This is a genomic window from Mitsuaria sp. MSU3D, from assembly GCF_056867975.1.
In genome coordinates, this window is sequence record NZ_CP200314.1 from 1,265,301 (window position 1) to 1,286,018 (window position 20,718).

Consider the following 20,718-nt stretch of genomic DNA (forward strand, 5'->3'; position numbering starts at 1 on the left):
CGTTCGATGCCGACCGCAGCGCGCCAGGATCCGCTGTCCCGCTACCGCCAGAAGCGGGACTTCCGCATCACGCCCGAGCCGGACGATGCCGGACATGACGCGGGGCCTGCCCGCCCGCGGGCGAAGCGTCCGGCCCGCGGCAGGACATCGGCAACGACGTCGGCCCAGGCGCTGTCCTTCGTCATCCAGAAGCACTGGGCCAGCCACCTGCACTACGACTTCCGGCTGGAGCTCGACGGCGTCCTGCTGAGCTGGGCGGTCCCCAAGGGGCCGTCGTACGACCCGAAGGAACGCCGCATGGCGATCCACGTCGAGGATCACCCGCTGTCCTACGGCGGCTTCGAAGGCACGATCCCGCCGAAGCAGTACGGCGCCGGCGAGGTGATCGTCTGGGACAACGGCACCTGGACGCCCGAAGGCGATCCCCACGACGGACTGCGCGACGGCAAGCTGGTGTTCCGCCTGCACGGGCAGAAACTGGCCGGGCTGTGGCAGTTGATCCGGACCTCGCGCGGCGACGCCAAGCGCGAGCAGTGGCTGCTGATCAAGAAGCACGATGGCCTGGAGCGTCCGCATGCCGAGTTCGACGTCACCGTCGAGCTGCCTGACAGCGTCATCCAGCATCCGTTGGGACGGGCAGCGGCGCGTGGCGTGGAGCCCGCCAAGCCTGCCAAGCCTGCCAAATCGACCAAGCCCACCAAGCCCACCAAGCCCACCGGATCCGCCAAGGCGGTGAAGGCCGATGGCGTGTCAGCGGGCGGATCCGACGACCCGTCCACCGGCATCCGCGATGGCGCCGACCCTGACCTGAGCCGCGCGAAGAAGGCGCGGCTGCCCGCCGAGCTCACGCCGCAACTCGCCACCTTGGTCAGCGCGACCCCGCCCGGCGACTGGATCGCCGAGGCGAAGTTCGACGGCTACCGGCTGATGGCACGGGTCGACAAGGGCAAGGTCCGGCTGATGACGCGCGGCGGCAACGACTGGACCTCCCGTCTGCCGTCGCTTGCCGAGGCGATCAAAGGCCTCGACATCGACAGCGGCTGGCTGGACGGTGAGATCGTCGTGCTGCGCGACGACGGCGCGCCCGACTTCAACCTGCTGCAGAACGCGATCGGCCATCCGAAGCGCACGCAACACGAGGACATCGTCTACTTCCTCTTCGACCTGCCGTTCCTGAACGGCCACGACCTGCGCGAAGTGCCCTTGATCCACCGCCGCGCCGTGCTGCGCGCGTTGATGGCCGGCCACGAGGGCGAACGCCTGCGCTTCAGCGAGGACTTCGCGGTGCCGCCCGAGGAGATGCTCGCCGCCGCGTGCCAGATGCGGCTCGAAGGGCTGATCCTGAAGCGGCCGGACAGCGGCTATGTGTCCGCCCGCAGCGACGCGTGGGTGAAGCTGAAGTGCCAGCTGCGGCAGGAGTTCGTGGTCGTCGGTTTCACGGACCGGTCCGACGGCGCGAAGGCACTGGGCAGCCTGCTGCTCGGCTACTACGAGGACGGCGAACTCCGCTACGCCGGGCGTGTGGGCACCGGCTGGTCGCTGAAGCAGGCCGGCGAGATGCACCGGCAGCTCACGGCGATCGAAGTCAAGAGGCCGCACTTCGACGAACAGACCATCGCCCGCAGTCACTGGGCCCGCATCACCGGTCGCGCCGGGGGCGCCGCGCGCTGGGTGAAGCCCACGCTCGTCGTCGAAGTCGCCTTCGCGGAGTGGACGCCGGACGGCCACGTGCGCCACGCATCGTTCCAGGGCGAGCGCGAAGACAAGGCGCCGAAGGACATCGGGCGGGAATCGGCCAAGCCCGCCGAGGCGGTCAAGGCGCCGAAGTCCTCCGGGTCTTCGAGCGCGGCGGCCAAGACCACGGCCAACACCACGGCCAAGACCACGGCCAAGCGTTCGAGCAAGGCGAACGCATCGACCTCGGCCACCTCCGGACAGTTGCGCATCACGCATCCGGAGCGCGTCATCGATCCGTCCACCGGCCACACGAAGATCGAGCTGATCCGCTTCTACGAAAGCGTGATCGAGTGGATGCAACCGCACCTGGGGCGGCGACCCGTCGCGATCGTGCGCGCGCCCGACGGCATCGAGGGCCAGCTGTTCTTCCAGAAGCACGTCGAGGGCGACGCGCTCATCGTCCTTCCCGATCCGGCCGCGCTGATGCACTTGACGCAGATGAACGCGATCGAGTTCCACACCTGGAACGCGCAGGACGACAAGCTCGACCGCGCGGACCGCTTCATCATCGACCTGGACCCGGGCGAGGGCGTTGCATTCCCCGCGGTCGTGGACGCGGCGCGCATCACGCGCGCGCTGCTCAAGGAACTCGGCCTGCGGAGCTGGCTGAAGACCAGCGGCGGCAAGGGCCTGCACGTGGTGGTCCCGCTGGCGCGGCGCCACGACCATGCGACGGCGAAGGCCTTCAGCCAGGCCCTCGTGCAGCATCTGGCCGAGACCTTCCCGAAGAAGTTCTCGGCCAAGAGCGGACCGAAGAACCGCGTCGGGAAGATCTTCCCGGACTACCTCCGCAACGGGGAAGGGCAGACCACCGCCTGCGCCTTTTCGGTCCGCGCGCGCCCCGGCCTGGGCGTGTCGATGCCCATCGACTGGGACGAGCTCGACGACGTCAAGCGCGGCGACCAGTGGACCCTCGCCAACGCGCGCGATCGGCTCAGCTTCCAGAAGGCCGATCCGTGGAAGGACTACTGGACCAGCCGCCAGACCTTGACCCAGGGCATGAAGCTCCTGGGACTCTGAGCGCGGGTCTCAGTACTGCCAGACGCCTTGCACGCGCACGCTGTTCTCGCGGCTGCCGCCGGTTTCTCCGTGCGCGGCGTGCAGGGCCAGGGTCATGCCCGGACGCGGCTGGACCGTCAGGCCCAGGTCGGCCAGCACCCCCGTGCCCGCGCCCGACGGCGCGCTGGTGACGAAGCTGTCCGCGCCCGGCAAGCGGACGCGCCGGGTGACCGTGGCCGGTCCTCCGAGGTGCTGCACGGCCGCCGTTGCCTGCAGGCCCCAGGAGGCGCCCAGCGCGAGCCACCCGTCGATGTTCCCGTGCAGGCCGGCCATGCCGAAGGAACGGCTGTCGCGCGCCTTGCCGCCGGTCAGTGCCGCGGCGGCGTCGCCGCGCTCGTTGAAGCCGTCCGCCCAGGTCACGAAGCGGCCGGCCTGGAAGAAGGGCTCGATCTGGCCGAAGGGCAGGCGAGCCGGCAGACCGACTTCGATGAAGCCCTCGGCGTGACGTGCCCGTTCGCTCGCCTTCAGCGCGGCGACGGTCCCGCCGCTGACCACCACGCGTCCGGTCTGGACGCGCGACTGCGCGTAGGAGAGGGCGCCCCGCAGGTGGAAGCCGTGCCACGCCAGGCCGCCATACAGCGCCAGCGAGCCCGAGCGCACGTCCGCGCGGTCGTCGCCGTTGCTGGCCACCGTCTGCCGATCCGCGCCGATCGCGACGCCGAGGCGGGCGTCCTGCGCGCTCCACAGATCGATGCCGAACAGCAGCCCGTCGGTCGTGGCGCCGAGCGTGTCGACCGCGTCGCCGACCAGCGTGCCGCGCGACTCGTAGACCGTGGCCCACAGGCCGCGACCCGAGTCCGTCGGGGGCCGTGTTCCCAGTGCGTTGCGCAACTGGCGATTCAACGCCAGTCGCTGCTGCGCCGCGGCCATCGCCGGCGCATTGAGAGCGCCCGCCTGCAGCCCGCCTGCCAGGTCTTCCAACGCGACTCCGACCTCGTTGCGGGGCAGTTTGACCAGCAGATCCGATGCCGGCGCGGTGTCCTCGTGCGACACCAGCGAGCCGGCCACGCTCTTCTGGTTGGGCGTCCGCGCCAGGTCCACGAAGGAGACCTGGTTGCGTCGCATCACCAGCGCGATGCCTTGCGACGTGTACTCGGGCGTCGGCGTCAGGAAGGCCAGGTTCGTGTCGACGGCGGAGAACCGGCCGTCGACCGCGCCGCTGCGCAGCAGATCGACGCGCTCGTTGGGTCTCCAGTCGCCGTCCTCCGCATCGACATGGAGCGACGCGCCCTCCACGGTCATCTTCCCGTCGACGATCAGGGCCGGCAGGCGGCTCGTGGCATCCAGCAGGACGTTCAACCGGGCGCCCGGGTCCAGGTGCAGGTCGCCTTTCACGCGCAGTGCCGCGCTGGCCGCCAGCAACTGCAGCGTCGCGTCCCTCGACACGCGGGCATTGCCGTCGATCGTGCCCTTGCCTTGCAGCCGGGCACCGGCGCCGATGTCGACGTTGCCGCGCAGCAGCGCGCTGCCGTCCGCGGCGGCACCGACGATGAGGCCGCCGGTGCGGACGCTGATGCCGCCCGCGGCCTGCGAGCCTTCCAGCGTCAGGTCGCCGGCGCCCGTCTTCACGAGCTGGCCGGTGCCGCTCAGGCGGCTGTCCAGCAGCGCGCCGCGCGGGACGTCGAGCTCGAGCACGGCGTTGTTCACGAGCGGGCCCGTGCCGAGGCGGGCCAGGTCCGTGCGGAGCGTGCCGGCCTCGATGCGCAGTGGGCCGGGGCCGGTGATGGCGCTGCTCAGCGTCAGGGTCCCCGCGCCCTGCTTGGAGACCGTGCCGCCGCCGGAGATCGTGTTGGCGAGCGTGCCGTCGACGGCCTGGTCCAGGATCAACGTCCCGTCGTTGCGGATGTCGCCGCCGCCGAAGCTGGACGTCGATCCCACCAGCGTGCCGGCGTTGATCGTGGTGCCGCCGCCGTAGGTGTTGGTCCCTGTCAGCGTCTGGGTGCCCGGACCTGTCTTCACCAGTGCGCCGGCACCGTCGATCGTGCCTGCGAACGCATGGTCGCCGACGGTCTCCAGCGTGAGCGTCTGCGCGCCCAGGCGGAGCCTGCCCGACGCGTCGCCGCCGTCCAGGCCGCCCAGGCGTTGCGGTCGCCCCGCGGCGCCGAGATCCAGTCCGGTGCCCACGCCCTGGAAGGTGACGACACTCCCTTCGGGCAGGCTGCCGCCCGCCAGCGACAGCGTGCCCGTGATCAGCCGCGTGCCGCCGGCATACGTGTTGTCCAGGCTGGAGAGATGGATGGTCCTGCCGCTTCCGGCGTCGATGGCCACGCCGCCCGCGCCGCCGAGCGGGACTGACAGCTCCCGCGCCGTGCCGTCGGTATCGGCCGGCGCCGCGAGCGTCAGTTCCCGGCCGGCCAGCACGTCGACACCGAGCAGCCGGGCGGTCAGGTACAGACCGTCCCGGGCCGCGCCCGTGGACAGGCCATAACGCGTCGATGTGAGGGCCACGCGTTGCCCGCCCTGGACGACCTCGCCGACGGTGGTGTTCCCGACGGCTTGACCATCGATGCCGACGAGGCCGAGCCCGGCGCCATCGCCCAGCACCTGCCCGCCCGGGGCGGTGCGTGCCAGCAGCAGCGACACGCCGTCATCACGCGCCAGCAGCGGGCCCATCGAGTCGGCGGCCGGCGCGCCATGCAGGTCCAGCTCGACCTGGATCGTGCCGCTGCCCGACAGGTCCAGTGAACGAGTGATCAGCAACGGTCGCACGCTCGTGGCGTCGTCCGTGGCCGCCGGCGTGAAACGGATCGATCCCCCGTTCATCCGCAGCGTGCCGATCGAGCCCGTGTCCGCGCCGGCGAGCAGCCGGCCGCCGGCATTCACGCGCAGCGCGGCGGCGGAGAGCGATTCGGCCCCCGGTCCCGTCAGCGCGAGGCCGGCGTTGTCCAGGACCAGCGTGCCCGTGAAGGCCGTGGCGCCCGCAGGAACCGCGCTCATCGTCAGCAGGCGATTCGTGTCGCCAAGATCGACGGCCACGAGTCCGTCGCCGCCGATGTGGCGCAAGGCCGTGTCGGCGGCCAGGAGGAGCACGACCTGACCCCGGCCGCCGACCGTCACCGCGCCAGTGCCCAGCAGCGCCTGCTGCGCGACGACGATCCTGCCGTCCACCACGCTCAGTCCACCGGCCGCATCGATGGCCTGCTGCAAGGTCAAGGTGCCGGCGCCGCGCTTCTCGACGCTGCCGACGCCGGAGACGGCGTTCACCCAATCGGCATCGGTGGACTGGTCGATGCGCAGCACGGCGTTGTCGGCGATCGCGCCGCTGCCGAAGCTCGCGGCCGAGCCCACGAGGGTGCCGGCGCTGATCGTCGTGCCGCCGGCATAGGCGTTGGCGCCGGCGAGTGTCAGCGTGCCACGGCCGCGTTTGTCCAACGCTCCGGGGCCGGTGACGGTGCCCGAGAACGCGTGGTCCGACGCGTCGCCGGCGACCAGGGCGGCGGCACCGGTGCGGATCGTCGAGCCCGCCCCGCCGTCCAGGCCGCCGATCGTCGTGACACCGGCCGTGGCCGTCAGATCGAGAAGGCTGTCGGCGCCGGTGAGCGCCAGCGCGGCGGCGGCGAGCGTGCCCGAGGCGCCGATCGCCAACTGGCCCTGCGCGATGTCCAGCGGCCCGTCCAGGCGGGTCGTGCCGCCCAGCGTCAAGGCGGCGCTCCCTTGCTTGACCCAGCGGCCGGTGCCGGTCAGATCCTGTGGCAGGGCGGCATCCGTGGCGGTGTCGATGCGCAACAGGGCGTCGTTGCGGATCGCGCCGGTGCCCAGCGCCGGCGCGGACGCACGCACTTCGCCGCCGCCGATCGTGAGGCCGCCGGAGAAACTGCCGTTGCCCGACAGCGTCAACACGGCGTCGCCGGTCTTGGTCAACTGGCCGGTGCCGGTGACGGGGCCGCCGAGGGAGAGGTCCGCCGCCGTGTCGATCGTCGCATTGCCGTTCAGCAGCAGCCACCCGGTCATCGGTGCGACCGCAGCTTCCACGCTCAGCGTCGCGGTGGCGCCGGTGCCGACCCACAGCGCGCCGTTGATGACCGAGCCGGACTGCAGCCGCAGGAGGTTGTCGCCGCCGCTCCAGTGGACCGCGGCGCCGTCCTCGCCGGCTTGGGCCTGGTAGCCGCCGCTGGCCCCGCCGACCCCGCCGGTCAGCGTGCCTCGATTGATGAGCGTGAGGTTCGCGCCCTCGACGGCGTGGCCGCCTCCGCCGCCGCCCGCGGCACGGGCGCTGATGTCCGAGCTGCCCGCGCCACGGCCCCCGGCACCGCCCACGATGGTGCCGGCGTTGGTGAGCAGTCCTCCGCCGGACATCGTGACGCCGTTGCCGCCGCCCCCGCCGCCGCCCTTGGCGCTGTTGGTGGAACCCGGCTGCCCGGTGCCGCCGGCGCCGCCGTTGCCGCCGGCCACACCGCCGGCGGCGGTGACCTCGAGCGCGAGGGGCGAGGTGGCGAACACCCCCGCGCCCCCGCCGCCGCCCGAGGCGCCGTGGAAGCGCAGGAAGCCGGCATCGGGTCCGTCCTTTCCGTTGCCGCCGAGACGCAGGGCGGTGATGCCGGTGTCCGTCGAGATCAGAAGACCGACCGCGCCGCCCTGCACCGTGGGGGGGTTGGGGCCGAGGCCATACCCTTGGCCTCCGGTGCCGTTCACGCTGTTGTTCCGCACCCGGTTGATCCCCGGCGATCCGCCCTGGCCGCCGGCATCGCCGCCCGTGCCGGTGAAATTGTTCGGGACGGCGCTGAACGGCGATGGGCCGAGGCGCCCTTCGCCGCCGGTCCCCGGCGCCACGCCGTTGTCGGCGGACGCCGTGGCCGGCCCGGACACCCAGCAGGCGAGCGACATCGCGCCGATGGCCACGCCCAGGCGGCTGCGGCGGACGCCGGCCAGCGTGCCCGACTTGCCCGACGATCGGGGACGAGGGGGTGCAGACATGGGGGAACTCCAGTGGGAACGAGGCTTGTGACTCGGACCCGGGGCCCGCCGTAGGGCCAGCCTGCCGACCCACTGGAGGACGAGGTCCAGCGCGCCGGCACGGCGCCTGGCCGACGGGGCGGAGGCGCGATGCGAGCCCGGAATGAGTACGACGCGCGAACCCTGCGGTTCACGCCGGACCACATCCCCCCGCGCGCCGTCACGGCGCACGTCTGCACTGGCGGGTCAGGCAGGCGAGGGCGCGAGCAGGGGCAGGCGCAGCTCGAACCGCGCGCCGCGGCTGGTGCCCTCGCTGTGCACCGAGACGCTGCCGCCGTGCATGCCGATCAGCTGCTTCACCAGCGACAGGCCGATGCCCAGCCCGCCCTGCGAGCGGTCCAGCGCGCGGTCGCCCTGCACGAACAGGTCGAACATCGTCGCCTGCAGCGCGGGCGGCACGCCGATGCCGTTGTCGCTGACGCGGATCAGCGCGATGCCGGGGCCGCCGGACGGGGACGGCTCCTCGCTCATCGCCAGCTCGATCCGGCCTTCCGGATCGGTGTACTTCGCCGCGTTCGTCAGCACGTTGGCCACACACTGCACCAGCCGGGCCAGGTCGCCGTGCACGCGCACCGGCAAGCCGCCGGTGGTCACCGAGAAGTGGTGGCGCCGCTCCCGCATCAGCGGCTCCGCCGTCTCCACCGCCTGCGCGATGACCTCCGACAGCAGCACCGGCCCGCACTGCAGTTCCACCCGACCCTGCGTGATCCGCGAGACGTCCAGCAGGTCGTCCACCAGCCGCGTGAGCGTCTGGACCTGGCGGCGGATGATGTCCACCATCTTGGTCGAGCGTTCATCCGGCAGGCCCAGACGCGACAGCACGTCGCCCGCGCTGCGGATCGGCGCGATCGGATTGCGCAGCTCGTGCGCCAGCATCGCCAGGAACTGGTCCTTCTGGCGGTCCGCCGCCTCCAGCCGCCGCCGCGCCTTCAGATGCGCGGAGATCTCGCGGAAGTAGCACACCACCCCCGGCGCGCCGTCCGCCAGCGGGATCCGGCTGATCTGCCATTCGTAGGCCTCGATGACACCCAGGTCGCTGCGCTCCTGGATGAACTCGGGCGTGTGGTACGGGTCGCCGGTCTCCAGCGTGCGCTGGAACAGGGACACGATCTGGTCCGACAGCGGATGGCCCCACTGCCGCTCCACGAGCGCGTCGAATCGTTCGCCGATCAGTGCGCCGATCAGCTCCGGCGCACCGCCGAAGGCCGCGCGCGCCGTCGGATTGGCCTCGCGCAGGCGCAGCGCCGTCCCGTCGTGCTCGACCAGGAACACGCCCATCGGCGCCTCGTTGAGCAGCGTCTCGAACTGCTCGGTGCGCAGCCGGAAGGCCGCCTCCGACGATTGCCGCAGGCGCCGCAGCTCCAGCAGCGCGCCCAGCCGCGCGAGCAGCTCGCGCGACGAGAACGGCTTGATCAGGTAGTCGTCGGCGCCGGTGTCCAGGCCCTCGATGCGGGCCTCCTCGCCGGCCCGCGCCGACAGCAGCACCACCGGCACGCCGCCGAGCCGCGCATCCGCGCGGATCGCCGCCAGCAGCGCCAGGCCGTCCAGCCTCGGCATCATGACGTCGCTCAGCAGCAGGTCCGGCGGCTCGCGCCGCGCGGCCTCCAGGGCCTGCAGGCCGTCCGCGGTGAGCTCCACCGCGTAGTACGGCGACAGCAGGTCGCGCAGGTAGGCGCGCATGTCGGCGTTGTCGTCGGCGACGATGACCCGCGCGCCGAAGGTCGCGGCGAAGCGCTGGTCCGCCGCCGGCCAGCCGGCGCCCGGGTCGCGGCTGGTGTCGACGCCATCGGCGCCGGCGTGGCCGGGCGCGGCCTCCCGCAGCGGCTCCGGCGCGGGCAGCCAACGCAGCGCCTCGTCGACGTAGGCCCGCGCGCCGGTCGTGCTGGCTGGCGACGCGGGGACGCCGGCGCGCCCGTGGCGCTCCTCCGCGCGCTCGAGGCGTTCGACGTGCTCCGGCGGCAGGTGCTCCCACCCCAGCGGGAGCAGGACGCGGAAGAGCGTGCCCTCGCCATGGACGCTGGAGACCTCGATCCGGCCGCCGTGCAGGCGCACGAGTTCCTGCACCAGTGCCAGACCGATGCCCGACCCCTCGTGGGTGCGCCCCTCCGCGCCCGCGACGCGATGAAAACGATCGAAGACCTTCGGCAACTCGTCCGCGGGGATGCCGGTGCCGGTGTCGGCCACCTCCAGCACGGCGAGGGCCGGCTCGCCGCCGGGTTCACGTCCGGGTTCACGTCCGGATTCACGCAGCCGCACCGTCACCTGCCCCCGCATCGTGAACTTGAAGGCGTTGGACAGCAGGTTCAGGACGATCTTTTCCCACATCTCGCGGTCGACGTAGGCGTGCGCGCCCAGCGGCGCGCAGTCGACCTCGAAGGCCAGCCCGGCGCGCTCCATCGCGGAGCGGAAGGTGCTCGCCAGGTCACGCGTCAGCGCCGCGAGGTCGCTCGCCTGGTAGCGCGCCTGCGAGCGGCCGGCCTCGATGCGCGAGAAATCCAGCAGCGTGTTGACCAGCCGCTGCAGCCGCGTGGCGTTGCGCAGCACCAGCGCCAGCCGGTCCCGCGCCGGGCCGTCCAGGCCGGGCGCGGTCACCAGTTCCTCGAGCGGGCCCAGCATCAGCGTCAGCGGCGTGCGGAACTCGTGGCTGATGTTGGAGAAGAAGGCCGTCTTCGCCCGGTCGAGCGCGGCCAGCGATTCCGCGCGACGGCGTTCCGCCTCGTAGGCGGACGCGTCGGCGAGCGCCGCCGACACCTGGCCCGCGACCAGGTTCAGGAAGTCGCGGTAGTCCTCGTCCAGCGGGCGGCGCGGGCTGACGCCCAGCACCAGGAAACCGGCGAGGTCCTTGCCCGCGCTGCGCAGCGGCAGCAGCACGGCGCGCGTCAGCGTTTCGGGCCAGGGCGGTAGCGTCAGCGACACGCCCAGCGCCGGCATGTCGGGCAGGTCGCGTGCCGCGCCGCCCGCGGCGAGATCCTGCAACGGCCAGCCGTCCGGCGGATCGAGCAGGCTGATGAGCTCGGGGAAGGGGACGTCGGCCCCCTCCGCCCCCGCGCCGCCCGGGAGGCTGAAGCAGATGCGTCGCGCGGTCTGGCCGCCGGGTTCGTCCAGGTAGAGCGCCGCGAACGGCAGGTCCATCGGATAGTCGGACACCACGTGGCAGGCCCGCCGCGCGCATTCGTGCGGCTGGTCCGCGCCGACGGTGCGCGTCGCGAGGTCGCGCAGCACGCGCAGGCGGCGCTCGCCGATCACCCGGTCCGTGACCTCGGTGACGACGCACAGCATGCCGTTCACGCGCAGTTCGTCGTCGTAGACCGGGCTGTAGGAGAAGGTGTGATACGTCTCCTCGGCGAAACCGCTGCGTTCCAGGAACAGCAGCAGCCCCTCGTCCCAGGTCGCCTCGCCGGTCGCCTGCACATGGCGGATGCGGCTGTACGCGGCGTCCCAGACTTCGGCCCAGACTTGTTGCGAACGCGCCCCGAGCGCCCATTCGCGCTTCATGCCCAGCGTCGGCAGGTAGGCGTCGTTGCAGAAGAAGGTCATCTCCGACCCCCACGCCATCCACATCGCGTAGCGCGAGTCCAGCATCATCCGCACGACCGTCTTCAGCGCGCCCGGCCAGCCGTCCGGCGGACCGAGCGGCGTGGCGCTCCAGTCCAGCGCGCGCATGCGTTCGCCCATCTCGCCGCCGCCGTCCAGGAAATGGCGGCGGCGCGGCGCCGGAAGTGGCGCGGGGATCGGCGCGGAGGGGAGGCCGTCGGAACCGGCTGGCGAGGCATGCATCGGCAGAATTTTCCTTGTGAAAGCCCGATTCAAGCGAGTCCATGGGCCCCAAGCAAGCCGCGCACCCGCACCAGCCTGGTGAACCCGGGGCCTTCACGGGTCGGCGCCGAGGGGGTTTCTGGCCTGGACGGGCCACCCGGGCCGCGGGAGGCGCCCGCTACACTGGCGGCTCCCCCATTCCGAAAGCCGCCTTGAGTTCCAGCCTGCTGCTCATCCTCCTGCTGATCTGTGCCAGCGCGTTCTTCTCGATGGCGGAACTCTCGCTGGCCGCGTCGCGGCGATTGAAGCTGCGGCAGCTGGCGGACGAGGGCGACCACCGCGCCGCGCAGGTGCTGAAGGTGCAGGAACAGCCCGGCTATTACTTCACCGTCGTGCAGATCGGCGTGAACACGCTGGCGATCCTGGCCGGCGTGGTCGGGGAGGGCGCGCTGACGCCGCATTTCGAATCGCTGCTGCGCCCGCTGATCGACATCGACACCGCGCAGCGCGCCGCCTTCGCGCTGTCCTTCACCTGCGTGACCATCCTCTTCGTCGTGCTGGCGGACCTGCTGCCCAAGCGGCTGTCGATGAACGAACCCGAGCGGGTCGCGATGGCGCTGATCCGGCCGATGCTGTTCCTCACCCTCGTGCTGCGGCCGCTGGCCTGGGGACTGAACCACGTCGCCGACGGCCTGCTGCGGCTGCTGGGCCGGCCGATGAGCCCGGACAATACGATCACCCACGACGACATCCTCGCCCTGGCCGCGGCGGGCCAGCGCGCCGGCGTCGTCTCGGCGGCGGACCAGCAGGTGATCGAGAACGTCTTCGAGCTCGAGACCCGCACCGTCGAGTCCTCGATGACCTCGCGCGAGCGCGTCGTCTATTTCTCGCTCGACGACGACGAGGCGCTGATCCGCACCCGGATCGCGGACTCGCCGCATTCGACCTACCTGGTCTGCGCCGGCGAGATCGACCAGGTCGTGGGTTACGTCGACGCGACCGACCTGTTCCAGCGCGTGCTGCGTGGCGAGATCATCTCGCTGCGCGCCGAGCCCGCGCTGGTCAAGAAGGTGCTGATCGTGCCGGACCGGCTGACGCTGGCCGAGGTGCTGACGCATTTCAGGAACGCGCACGAGGACTTCGCCGTGATCGTCAACGAGTACTCGCTGGTCGTCGGCGTGATCACGCTGAACGACGTGATGAGCACGGTGATGGGCTCGCTGGTCTCCACCGCCGAGGAGGAGCAGCAGATCATCCGGCGCGACGACGGCAGCTTCCTGGCCGACGGCATCACGCCCATCCCCGACGTGCAGCGCGCGCTGGGCGTGGACGACTTCCCGCACCACGGCCAGTACGACACGCTGGCCGGCTTCCTGATGGTGATGCTGCGCCGCATCCCCAAGCGCACCGACGTCGTCGAATGGCACGGCTGGCGCTTCGAGGTCGTCGACGTCGACAGCCACCGCGTCGACCAGGTCATGATCGCGCGGGTGGGCGGTCCGCCGTCGGGGGACGCGGAGGCGTCGGGATCATCGGAGCGCGGAGACTGAGCTCCGCGCGCAGCGCCGCGTACCGCCGCAGCACCTGATGCGCATAGGCCAACCGCTTGGCCGGATCGCGCGCGTTGTAGGCGCCCAGCGCATCGACCGTGCGCCCCATCGAACGGAAGTTGCTGCCCAGGATCCACGCCCCGACCAGGATGTTGGCGCAGGGCACGCGCAGGTCGTCCTCCTTGATGCCATGCCGCGCCAGCACGGGCAGCCAGGAGGAGTTGATCTGCATCAGGCCGATGTCGGTCGAGCCGTTGGCATTGCGATGGACCGCCGCCGGGTTCAGGCCGGACTCCTGGCGCGCGACGGCCTTCAGCAGCAGCGACGAAACGCCGTAGCGATTTCCCGCGAGCTGGAAGCAGCGGTCGAACCGGGCGTCGTTCAAGCGCGCCGTCTTTCCGACCGGTGGCACCTTCCGGGCCTGGGCCTGAGCCTGGGCCTGGGCCTGGGCCTGGGCCGGCATCGCGGCCGCCAGCGCCAGCATCGCCGCCGCGATCGCGCGCCTCACAGGCCCCCCATGTCGGATTGAAGGCTGCTCTGCGCCTCCATGACGGTGCTCAGGAAACCGCCGAGCAGGAACAGCAGCAGCATGGCCGCGGCGACCATCAGCAGCCCGTTCAGGCGCGCGGCGGAGTCGGAGATGCCGAGCTGCAGGCGATCGATCGAGCCGATGCCGATCCGCACGAACGCGGCGACGGGGTCGCGGCGCTCGGCGGCGTCCTGCACGCGTTCCTCCATGCGGGGGTTGAGCACGCCGGTGGCGAAGGCGCGACCGAACTGCGCCGATTCACGTCCGGACAATCGCGACAGGATCTGCCGCAGGTGCCAGCGCATCCACGGGGCGCTGAACCGGCCCGCGCGCTCCAGCGACGCCCGCAGCGACACGCCGGCCCGCATCAGCGACGACAGCGAGATCACCAGCATCGCCCCGGAGAAATCGCGGTAGAGGCTGAACGGCGGGTGCCGGTCCAGCCAGCGTCGCGTGCGGCCCTGCCAGCGCGGCAGGGACCACACGAAGAGCCCGCCCGCGACGAGCACCGCCGCGCCCAGCGTCAGGCCGTGGTGGCGGATCGTCCACGCGACCGCGTACAGCGCGCGCCCCAGCGGCGGCCAGCGCTCCGGGGCGATCAGATCGGCCAGCACCGGCACCGCGTGCAGCGAGAAGGCCACCAGGATGGCGGTCATCGCGCCGAGCAGCAGCAGCGGGTAGGCCACCGCCTTGCGCACCGCGCGGAACATGCCGTCGACCTTCTCGACGGTGCCGGACAGGAAGTGCAGGCCCTGGGCCAGGCGCTCATCGCCGCCGCCCTGCAACGCGTCGATCATGAGCAGCTCGGTCGGCGGCATGACGCCGTGCAGCGCGCGGGCCAGCGAGCCGCCCATCGCCGCGCGCAGCATGCGGCGGTACAGCAGCTGGTCGCCGCGCGAGCGCCGTCGGGCGCGGGCCTCGAGCTTGCGCAGGATGGTGTAGAGCGGGACGCGATCCTCCAGCGCCGAGGCCAGGTCGTAGTAGAAATCGCCGCGCCGGCGGCGCAGGCGCCGGGCCGCCGCGCGCAGCAGCAGCCAGTCGAGCGGGTGGGTCATCGGGGCGGGCGCATGTCGAAGTGTGGGTCGAGGTCGAGGGCAGGGTCGCGATCGTGGTCCGGGCTGAGGCGGATCGCGACGTCCGCGGCGGCGGCTTCAGGCATCGTCGGCGGCGAGCGTCTGGGCCAGCAGCGCCGCGCTGCCGAAGGTCCGCTCGAAGTGATAGGGATCGACGCGCCCGTGGGCGACGTCGTACAGCACATGCCCCCAGGCGTCCTTGCCGTCCATGTCCGGATCGGTGAACGGCGCCGTGCGGCGGCGCCGCCAGTGGCGCCGGGCTTCGGCGTCCCGGCCCTGCCGCAGCAGGTCCAGCAGACGCAGGTCCGGAACGATCACTTCCGCGCCGACCTTGACGCCGGCCGTGCCGTCGTGGGTGTCGTCGGCGCGTTCAGCGGTTCGGGCGCTCTGGGCGCTCTGGGCGCTTCGGACGCCTTGGCGGTCTCCGGCGCTTCCGGCGCTTCCGGCGCCGGCGGGGTATCCAGGGGTCATGCCGTCCCCGTAGTCGATGCCGGGCCGCCGGCAGTGCGTGCAGCCGTGCGCGCTGGCGCAGTAAATCTTGTCCGGGTCGAGGCCGAAACCCGCCTGCAGCGTCTGCAGCGTGTCCGCGCCCATGACGGCGGCGGCGGGGCGCTTGCAGTGCTCGCAGTTGATCGGCATCAGCACCTGATAGACCATCGCGGAGAGGAATTCCGGATCGCACAGGTCCTCGCGGTCCAGTCCGAGCAGGCGCGACGAGAGCCGGCCCACGATGCCCAGCGCGGAGGTCGCATGGACCGTCGACAGGATCTTGTGCCCGGTCTGGATGGCGGCCTGCGCCATCGACGCCGACAGGCCGTCCCGGATCTCGCCGAACAGGCCGACGTCGGGATCCATGCGCAGGAACGCCAGCATCGCGCCATGGAACGGATCCGCGCCGCCCGCCGCGCCGCGCTGGATGGAGAGATGGCTGACGCCGGGCGTCTCGTACTCGACCGGATCCTCGATGGTGAAGAGCTTGCGCGAGCCGTCGCGGGCCAGCATGGTCATCATCGCGTTGAGCGTCGTGGTCTTGCCCGAGCCGGTGACCCCGGCAACGAACACGCCGCCCCAGGCCGAGGCCAGCGCCTCGCGCAGGCGGCCGGCCTGCCACGGCGTGAAGCCCAGCGGCTCCAGCGACGCCAGGCGCGGTCGGCCCGCGAGCGATCCGGCGTCGTGCGGTCCGGCGTCGGGTGATCCGGCGGCGTCATCGCGACCGCTGCCGGAGGCGCGCAACAGGCGGATCACCACGTCCATGCCGCCGACCGCGGGATGGCTCTGGTACCGGAGCGTCAGCCGCAGGCCGGGCAGTTCCAGCGGGATCATCGCGGCCTGCGGCACTGCGCCGTTGAAGGCGACCTCGGTGCGGGAACGCTCCTCGGCCAGCATCGTGTAGGCGGCCGACAGCCCGTCGACGGCGGTGCGCGCCGGATGGCGGTCCAGCACCCGCATGCGGCCGTCCAGCCGCACCCGGGCCAGCGCGACCGGCCCCCGCAGTTCGATGTGCAGGTCGCTCGCGCCGGCCAGGCGGCAGCGCTGCACGATGGCGCGGAACCATTCCAGCGGCGAGGAGCCCGCGACCATGGCGTCGATGTCGCGGGCCGTCTCGGCGGCCTGGCGTTCGTCGGCGGTGGCCTCGGGGGCTTCCAGCGGGGCGTTCACCCGCGTCGCCGCGCCAGCGAGCAGCGCGGCGAAGACCTCGGGCGCGGCGGTCAGGTGGCCGGCATAGGTCAGGCCTTTCGCCTTCCCGGCCTGGACGAGGCGATACCAGTCGGGCCGATGGACCTCGTCCACCGCCGACACGACGAGGAAGCGCCCGCCGGCCAGCGCGAGCGCCGCCAGCCGGTCCTGCTTGTGGCTGGCGACCGGCAGTCCGTCGACTGCGGGCGCGGCGAGCAACGCGTCCGCGGCGACGGACAGCACGCGCTCGAACGGAGGCAGGCGCGCCGGGTCGTCGACGTGGCGGCTGAAGGGGGAACTCAAGGCGTTGCTCAAAGGGAGGGCGCGCTGGACGGCGCCGCAGCTGCGGGGGCCGCGGGCAGGGGCAATGCCGTGGCGCGGTGGACAGCGTCGCCGTCACCGCCGTGACCGCCGTGACCGCCATCGCCGATGCCATCGCCGCTGTCGTCGTTTCCGTCTCCGTCATCGAGCCGTCCAAGGCCGGCTTGCGCGGAGGCGCCCGCGGCGAGCGACCTGCCGCCGTCGAAGCGATAGCTCGCGGCCGCGGCTCCCTGTGCGGGTGGCGGCAGCACGAGGTGACGAGGTGGACGTCCGCTCGCCGCGACCCGTTCGACACGCAGTCCCTCCGATGTCAGTCCGAGCACACGCCACGGTCCGACGCGGGTCTCCGGCCCGGACGAGCTGTCGACGGCATGCAGGCGCCCCCTCAACAGCACCTCGGCCCGCCAGCGGTCTCCGGCGGCCATGAGCGACCAGAGCCGGGGTAGCTCGGCGAGCGCGGCACCCCGTGCCGTTGATGGCGCCGGCACCGCCGCATCACCGGGCGGGCGCAGCGTGCCCGCCAGACGGGCCGTGGCGGCGGTCAGCTCCGCCGCCTTGTTGTGTCGCGCCACATCGACCAGGTGGCGCAAGCTGAGGCCCGGCGTGGTCTCGGGCGCGCGGCTTCCGTCGCCGCCGGCATGGGCTGTCGACAGGGCGGTCGAGAAGGTCATCGACAGCGTCACCGACAGCGCCGCCTGCAGGCAGGACCCCAGCGCCGTCGCGCGGACCCGCCGGCAGGGTCGGGGAGTGAAGACGTCAGTAACGCAGGCCATGGGCGAAGAGGGATCCGGAAAGCTCATAGCTGATCTGTGACGCGGCGAAATTCAGGGTGAGGGTCTCCACGACGACGTACGGCGGCACCTGGACCAGCGGCAGGGACCAGACGCCGTCCTTCAAGCGCCAGACCATCCGGACGACCGGCTGCGCGACGAGGTCCGCGCGCTCCTGGTCCGCACCGGTCATGCCGGTCGTGGAGGCCGTGCCTGTCGTGGTGCTCATGGCTGTCGTGCCTGTCGTGCCTGTCGTGCCTGTCGTGGAAGCTGCATCTGTCGTGGTGCTCATGCCTGTCCTGGCTGTCGCGGTGCTCGTGGTGGTCGGGTCGCTGACGCCGGCCTCGCCGTCGAGGGGCGGTCCCGGCGTGAGCGACGCGTCGGCGCCGCCGACGGTCGCCAGGTCCTGCAGGTGGCTGCCCCAGACGTTCATGGCCAGGCGCAACGGCGGCAGCCGCGCGGCGATGAGCGCCTCGCCCCGCTTCAGCGGCGGCTCGACGGTGTCCGCCAGCGCCGTCTGCATCGAGGCCGCGAGGGCGTCCTCGCCGGCTGACAGCTCGGGCCGCATCGACGGCGCGCCGATCACGCCGGCCGGCAACCCGTCCAGCATCTCGAGGCTGCCGTGATGGCGCGCCCAGGTGGCGACGCATCCGTTCGAGCGATCGCAGTCGACCTGCTGAAGCGTCCATCCGGCGCGGCTCACGGGCAGCGCGGCGATGGCGGCACGCCAGCGGTCCAACGGGGCGAGGCCCGGTCGACCCGCCTGCTCCAGCAGGCTGCCCAGTCGGCGGGCGCGTTGGGCGGAGGCTTGCGCACGGGACGCCGCCGTCGCCGCGAGATGGCGCGCCGCGTCGAGCGTCGCGCGCTCCACCTCGCGCTGATGCCGCATCCACATCGTGAAGCCGACGCTCAGGCCCAGCGCGGCCAGGCCCGCGGCGAGCGCGGCCGGCCAGCGCGCAGGCAGCAGGGGAAGCAGGCGCGTGTCGCCGTCGGGCTGGCCGAACAGCAGGTCCGGTGCGAGCGCTTCGCCGATGCGGTCCTGCCCGGGCAGATGGCTGGCGACGCGGACCTCCTGGTCCGGATGCATGTCGCGGAATTCCTGCAGCACCGCCAGCGCCGCGTCGAGGTCGGGCAGCACGCGGTCAAAGCCTGGCACCGGCCGCCGCTCCATCAGGCCGACAAAGGCCACGCGCGTGCTCGTACCACCAGACGCTCGGGTGCCGGTGCCGGTGCCGGAGGCGGCGATCAGGCAGGCCTCCGCGCCGCGCTCCGCGAAACGGGCCACCAGCAAGGCCACCGCCGAATGGGCGCGGCGATGCAGAAGTCGATGCGCGCGTCGACCCGAATCGATCCGGCGCGCCAGTCCCAGCAGGGCACCGTCCGGCAGTCGCGCGACGAAGCGGTAGCCGGCGGCGCGCGCCTGGCGCAGGTCGGGGCCCGGCTCGTCGGGCCGCGCCACCGGGTGCCAGTCCAGCCCGAAGGCCAGCCGCACGCCGGCGACGGCGATCACCCGGGCCACGCCGTGCTCGTCGAGACCGCGGGCCTCGCTGGCTTCGCGCGTTGCTCGGGCCTCGCGCCCCTCGGCGGTCCTGTCGGCGCCGTCCGGCGGTGTCGGTCGCGCGCCCATCATGGCCCCACCAGTCTTGGCGTGATCAGCACGACCGTTCCTTGTCTGGCATGCATGCCGCGTCGCGCCAGCGGCACCAGGCCGCGCACCATGTCCGCGTCGTCGAGCTGGGTCTGCCGGCGCTCGAAGCCGGCCAGCACCAGCGTGCGACCGGCCGGCACGCTGATGCGCTGCAGGGTGCTGAAGCTCATCGTCTCGGGCAACTGCACCGACCGTGCCAGCTGGCCGCTGCCGCTGGTGAAGGCGCGCAGCTGCCGCAGCTCGCTGATCTGCAGCGCGGTCTGCAGCAGCACGAGGTGCGAATCCAGGATCACCGGCAGCACCGTCAGACCGAGGCCGGTCGTGAGCTTGCCGGGCTCCAGCGCGCCCGCGGTGGTCAGGCCGGTGGTCGGGCTCACGGTCGGCGCCGTCGCGCGCTGCACGTACGAGCGCGTCTGCAGCGCGCCGACCGGCACCGGCATCCGGTTCGTGGTGGTGACCACGCTGGAATAGGCGGTCGACACGCGCCCGTACTCCTGCAACGCCTTGGCGACCCACTCGCTGGGCGATCCGCGCGAGCCCGACTGGCCGAGCACGAAGCTCAGCGCCGCGGGCGTGCCCGCGCCCAGCGGACCGAGCGCCACCGGCGCGACCAGGTCCAGCTGGTTGCCCTGGCCGAGCCGGCCCAGCATCAGGCGCCAGTCGATGCCGTTGCTGAACTCGTCGTTGAAGCTCACCTGCAGCACCTCGATCTCGAGCACGACCTGACGCAGCAAGTTGGCGTTGAGCGCGTCGAGGTAGGTCTGCACGCGTTCGACGTTGGCGAGCGCGTCCGTGACGGTCACGAGTCCCGCGCGCGGATCCACCTGCAGCGCGGCGGCCGGGGAGAGCATCGGCTTGAGCGCGTCGGGCAGCCCGGCCCAGTAGTCGCTCTGCGCGTTGCCGTCGATCTTGGCGGCACCTCCGCCGGAGCTTTCCGCGCCGCCGAACACGTCGAACGACGCGCTCGCGTCCAGGCCGCCGGGCAGCGCCTTGACCGGCATCGCGCGCGTGACCACGCGGGAGAACACGATGCGTCCGCCGGTGTGGCGCCAATGCAGTCCCGCCTGCGCCGCGATGCGGTCCAGCAGCGGACGCAAGGGGCCGGCGTGGTCGATCTCGACGGTGTTCTGGTGTTCCGGCGCGGAGATGTCCAGCCGCAGGGCGCCCGCCCGGCCGGCCCGGCGCAGCGCGGCGCTCTCCTCGGGCGCGGCGGTGGCCGCGTCGAAGGCCGGCCGCGGCGCGGGACCGGGCGCGTAGTCGGCGGCGCTGTGCAGCGCGTCCGGCGTCATGATCACCGGCAGGCCGATCGCGCGCGAGAGCAGTTCGGCCACCGCGGCCAGCGGCAGCCGACCCGGCGCGTGCAGGCGGATGTCGCCGAGGTGGTCCGGCAGCCGCTCGTCGCGGCGCAGCGGGATGGACCGGCTTGCGAAGCGCGGGGTCGGATCGCTCACGACGAGCGGCGGCGGTGTGGCCGGCTCGCGCAGCCGGGCCTGCAGCGCCTCGGCGCGATCGAGCAGGGCCTGCTGGGCCCGCTCGGTCTCGCGCGCGGCCGGCATCGCGCATCCGGCGATGGCGATGACGATGGCGACGCAGGCCGCCATCCCGCCGACGATCACGAGGCGACGGGGAGCGCCGCCCGGAGGAT

Annotated in this window: 10 protein-coding genes; 2 read left to right on the forward strand and 8 right to left on the reverse strand. The window is 72.5% G+C overall.

Annotated features, from left to right (window positions below; genetic code table 11):
- The first annotated feature begins 6 nt into the window (after positions 1 to 6).
- On the forward strand, positions 7 to 2,757 hold the full coding sequence (ligD, locus tag AC1VNM_RS05825) for a DNA ligase D (RefSeq protein ID WP_483106179.1): 2,751 nt from the start codon (positions 7 to 9) through the stop codon (positions 2,755 to 2,757).
- Positions 2,758 to 2,766: 9 nt separating this feature from the next.
- On the opposite strand, the gene AC1VNM_RS05830 is transcribed toward ligD, so the two are convergent.
- A complete protein-coding gene (locus AC1VNM_RS05830) occupies positions 2,767 to 7,710 on the reverse strand; it encodes an autotransporter outer membrane beta-barrel domain-containing protein (RefSeq protein WP_483106180.1) in 4,944 nt (1,647 codons plus the stop codon).
- Positions 7,711 to 7,935: 225 nt separating this feature from the next.
- Entirely contained in the window at positions 7,936 to 11,526 is a 3,591-nt protein-coding gene (locus AC1VNM_RS05835; protein ID WP_483106181.1) for an ATP-binding protein, read from the reverse strand.
- 176 nt (positions 11,527 to 11,702) lie between these two features.
- Here AC1VNM_RS05835 and paeA point away from each other — a divergent pair, with 176 nt between their 5' ends.
- Positions 11,703 to 13,055, forward strand: coding sequence for a polyamine export protein PaeA (paeA, locus tag AC1VNM_RS05840; RefSeq protein WP_377161956.1), 1,353 nt, complete (start codon positions 11,703 to 11,705; stop codon positions 13,053 to 13,055).
- On the opposite strand, the gene AC1VNM_RS05845 is transcribed toward paeA, so the two are convergent.
- From AC1VNM_RS05845 to AC1VNM_RS05870, 6 genes are all read right to left on the reverse strand, one after another.
- Positions 12,982 to 13,563 (reverse strand): lytic transglycosylase domain-containing protein, encoded by a 582-nt coding sequence (locus AC1VNM_RS05845; protein WP_483106182.1) that lies wholly within the window; start codon positions 13,561 to 13,563, stop codon positions 12,982 to 12,984. The two genes, paeA and AC1VNM_RS05845, sit on opposite strands and share 74 nt — an antisense overlap.
- Positions 13,560 to 14,639 carry a type II secretion system F family protein gene (locus tag AC1VNM_RS05850; protein WP_377155362.1) on the reverse strand — a complete coding sequence of 360 codons (1,080 nt, stop codon included), beginning with the start codon at positions 14,637 to 14,639 and terminating at the stop codon, positions 13,560 to 13,562. The genes AC1VNM_RS05845 and AC1VNM_RS05850 overlap by 4 nt, the downstream gene beginning before the upstream one ends.
- 96 nt (positions 14,640 to 14,735) lie before the next feature.
- Entirely contained in the window at positions 14,736 to 16,637 is a 1,902-nt protein-coding gene (locus tag AC1VNM_RS05855; protein ID WP_483106183.1) for a GspE/PulE family protein, read from the reverse strand.
- 8 nt (positions 16,638 to 16,645) lie between these two features.
- A complete protein-coding gene (locus tag AC1VNM_RS05860; RefSeq protein WP_483106184.1) occupies positions 16,646 to 17,428 on the reverse strand; it encodes a hypothetical protein in 783 nt (260 codons plus the stop codon).
- Positions 17,412 to 19,055, reverse strand: a complete 1,644-nt coding sequence (locus tag AC1VNM_RS05865; RefSeq protein ID WP_483106185.1) for a hypothetical protein — start codon at positions 19,053 to 19,055, stop codon at positions 17,412 to 17,414. The genes AC1VNM_RS05860 and AC1VNM_RS05865 overlap by 17 nt, the downstream gene beginning before the upstream one ends.
- On the reverse strand, positions 19,052 to 20,674 hold the full coding sequence (locus AC1VNM_RS05870) for a hypothetical protein (RefSeq protein WP_483106186.1): 1,623 nt from the start codon (positions 20,672 to 20,674) through the stop codon (positions 19,052 to 19,054). The genes AC1VNM_RS05865 and AC1VNM_RS05870 overlap by 4 nt, the downstream gene beginning before the upstream one ends.
- Between the last annotated feature and the right edge of the window lie 44 nt (positions 20,675 to 20,718).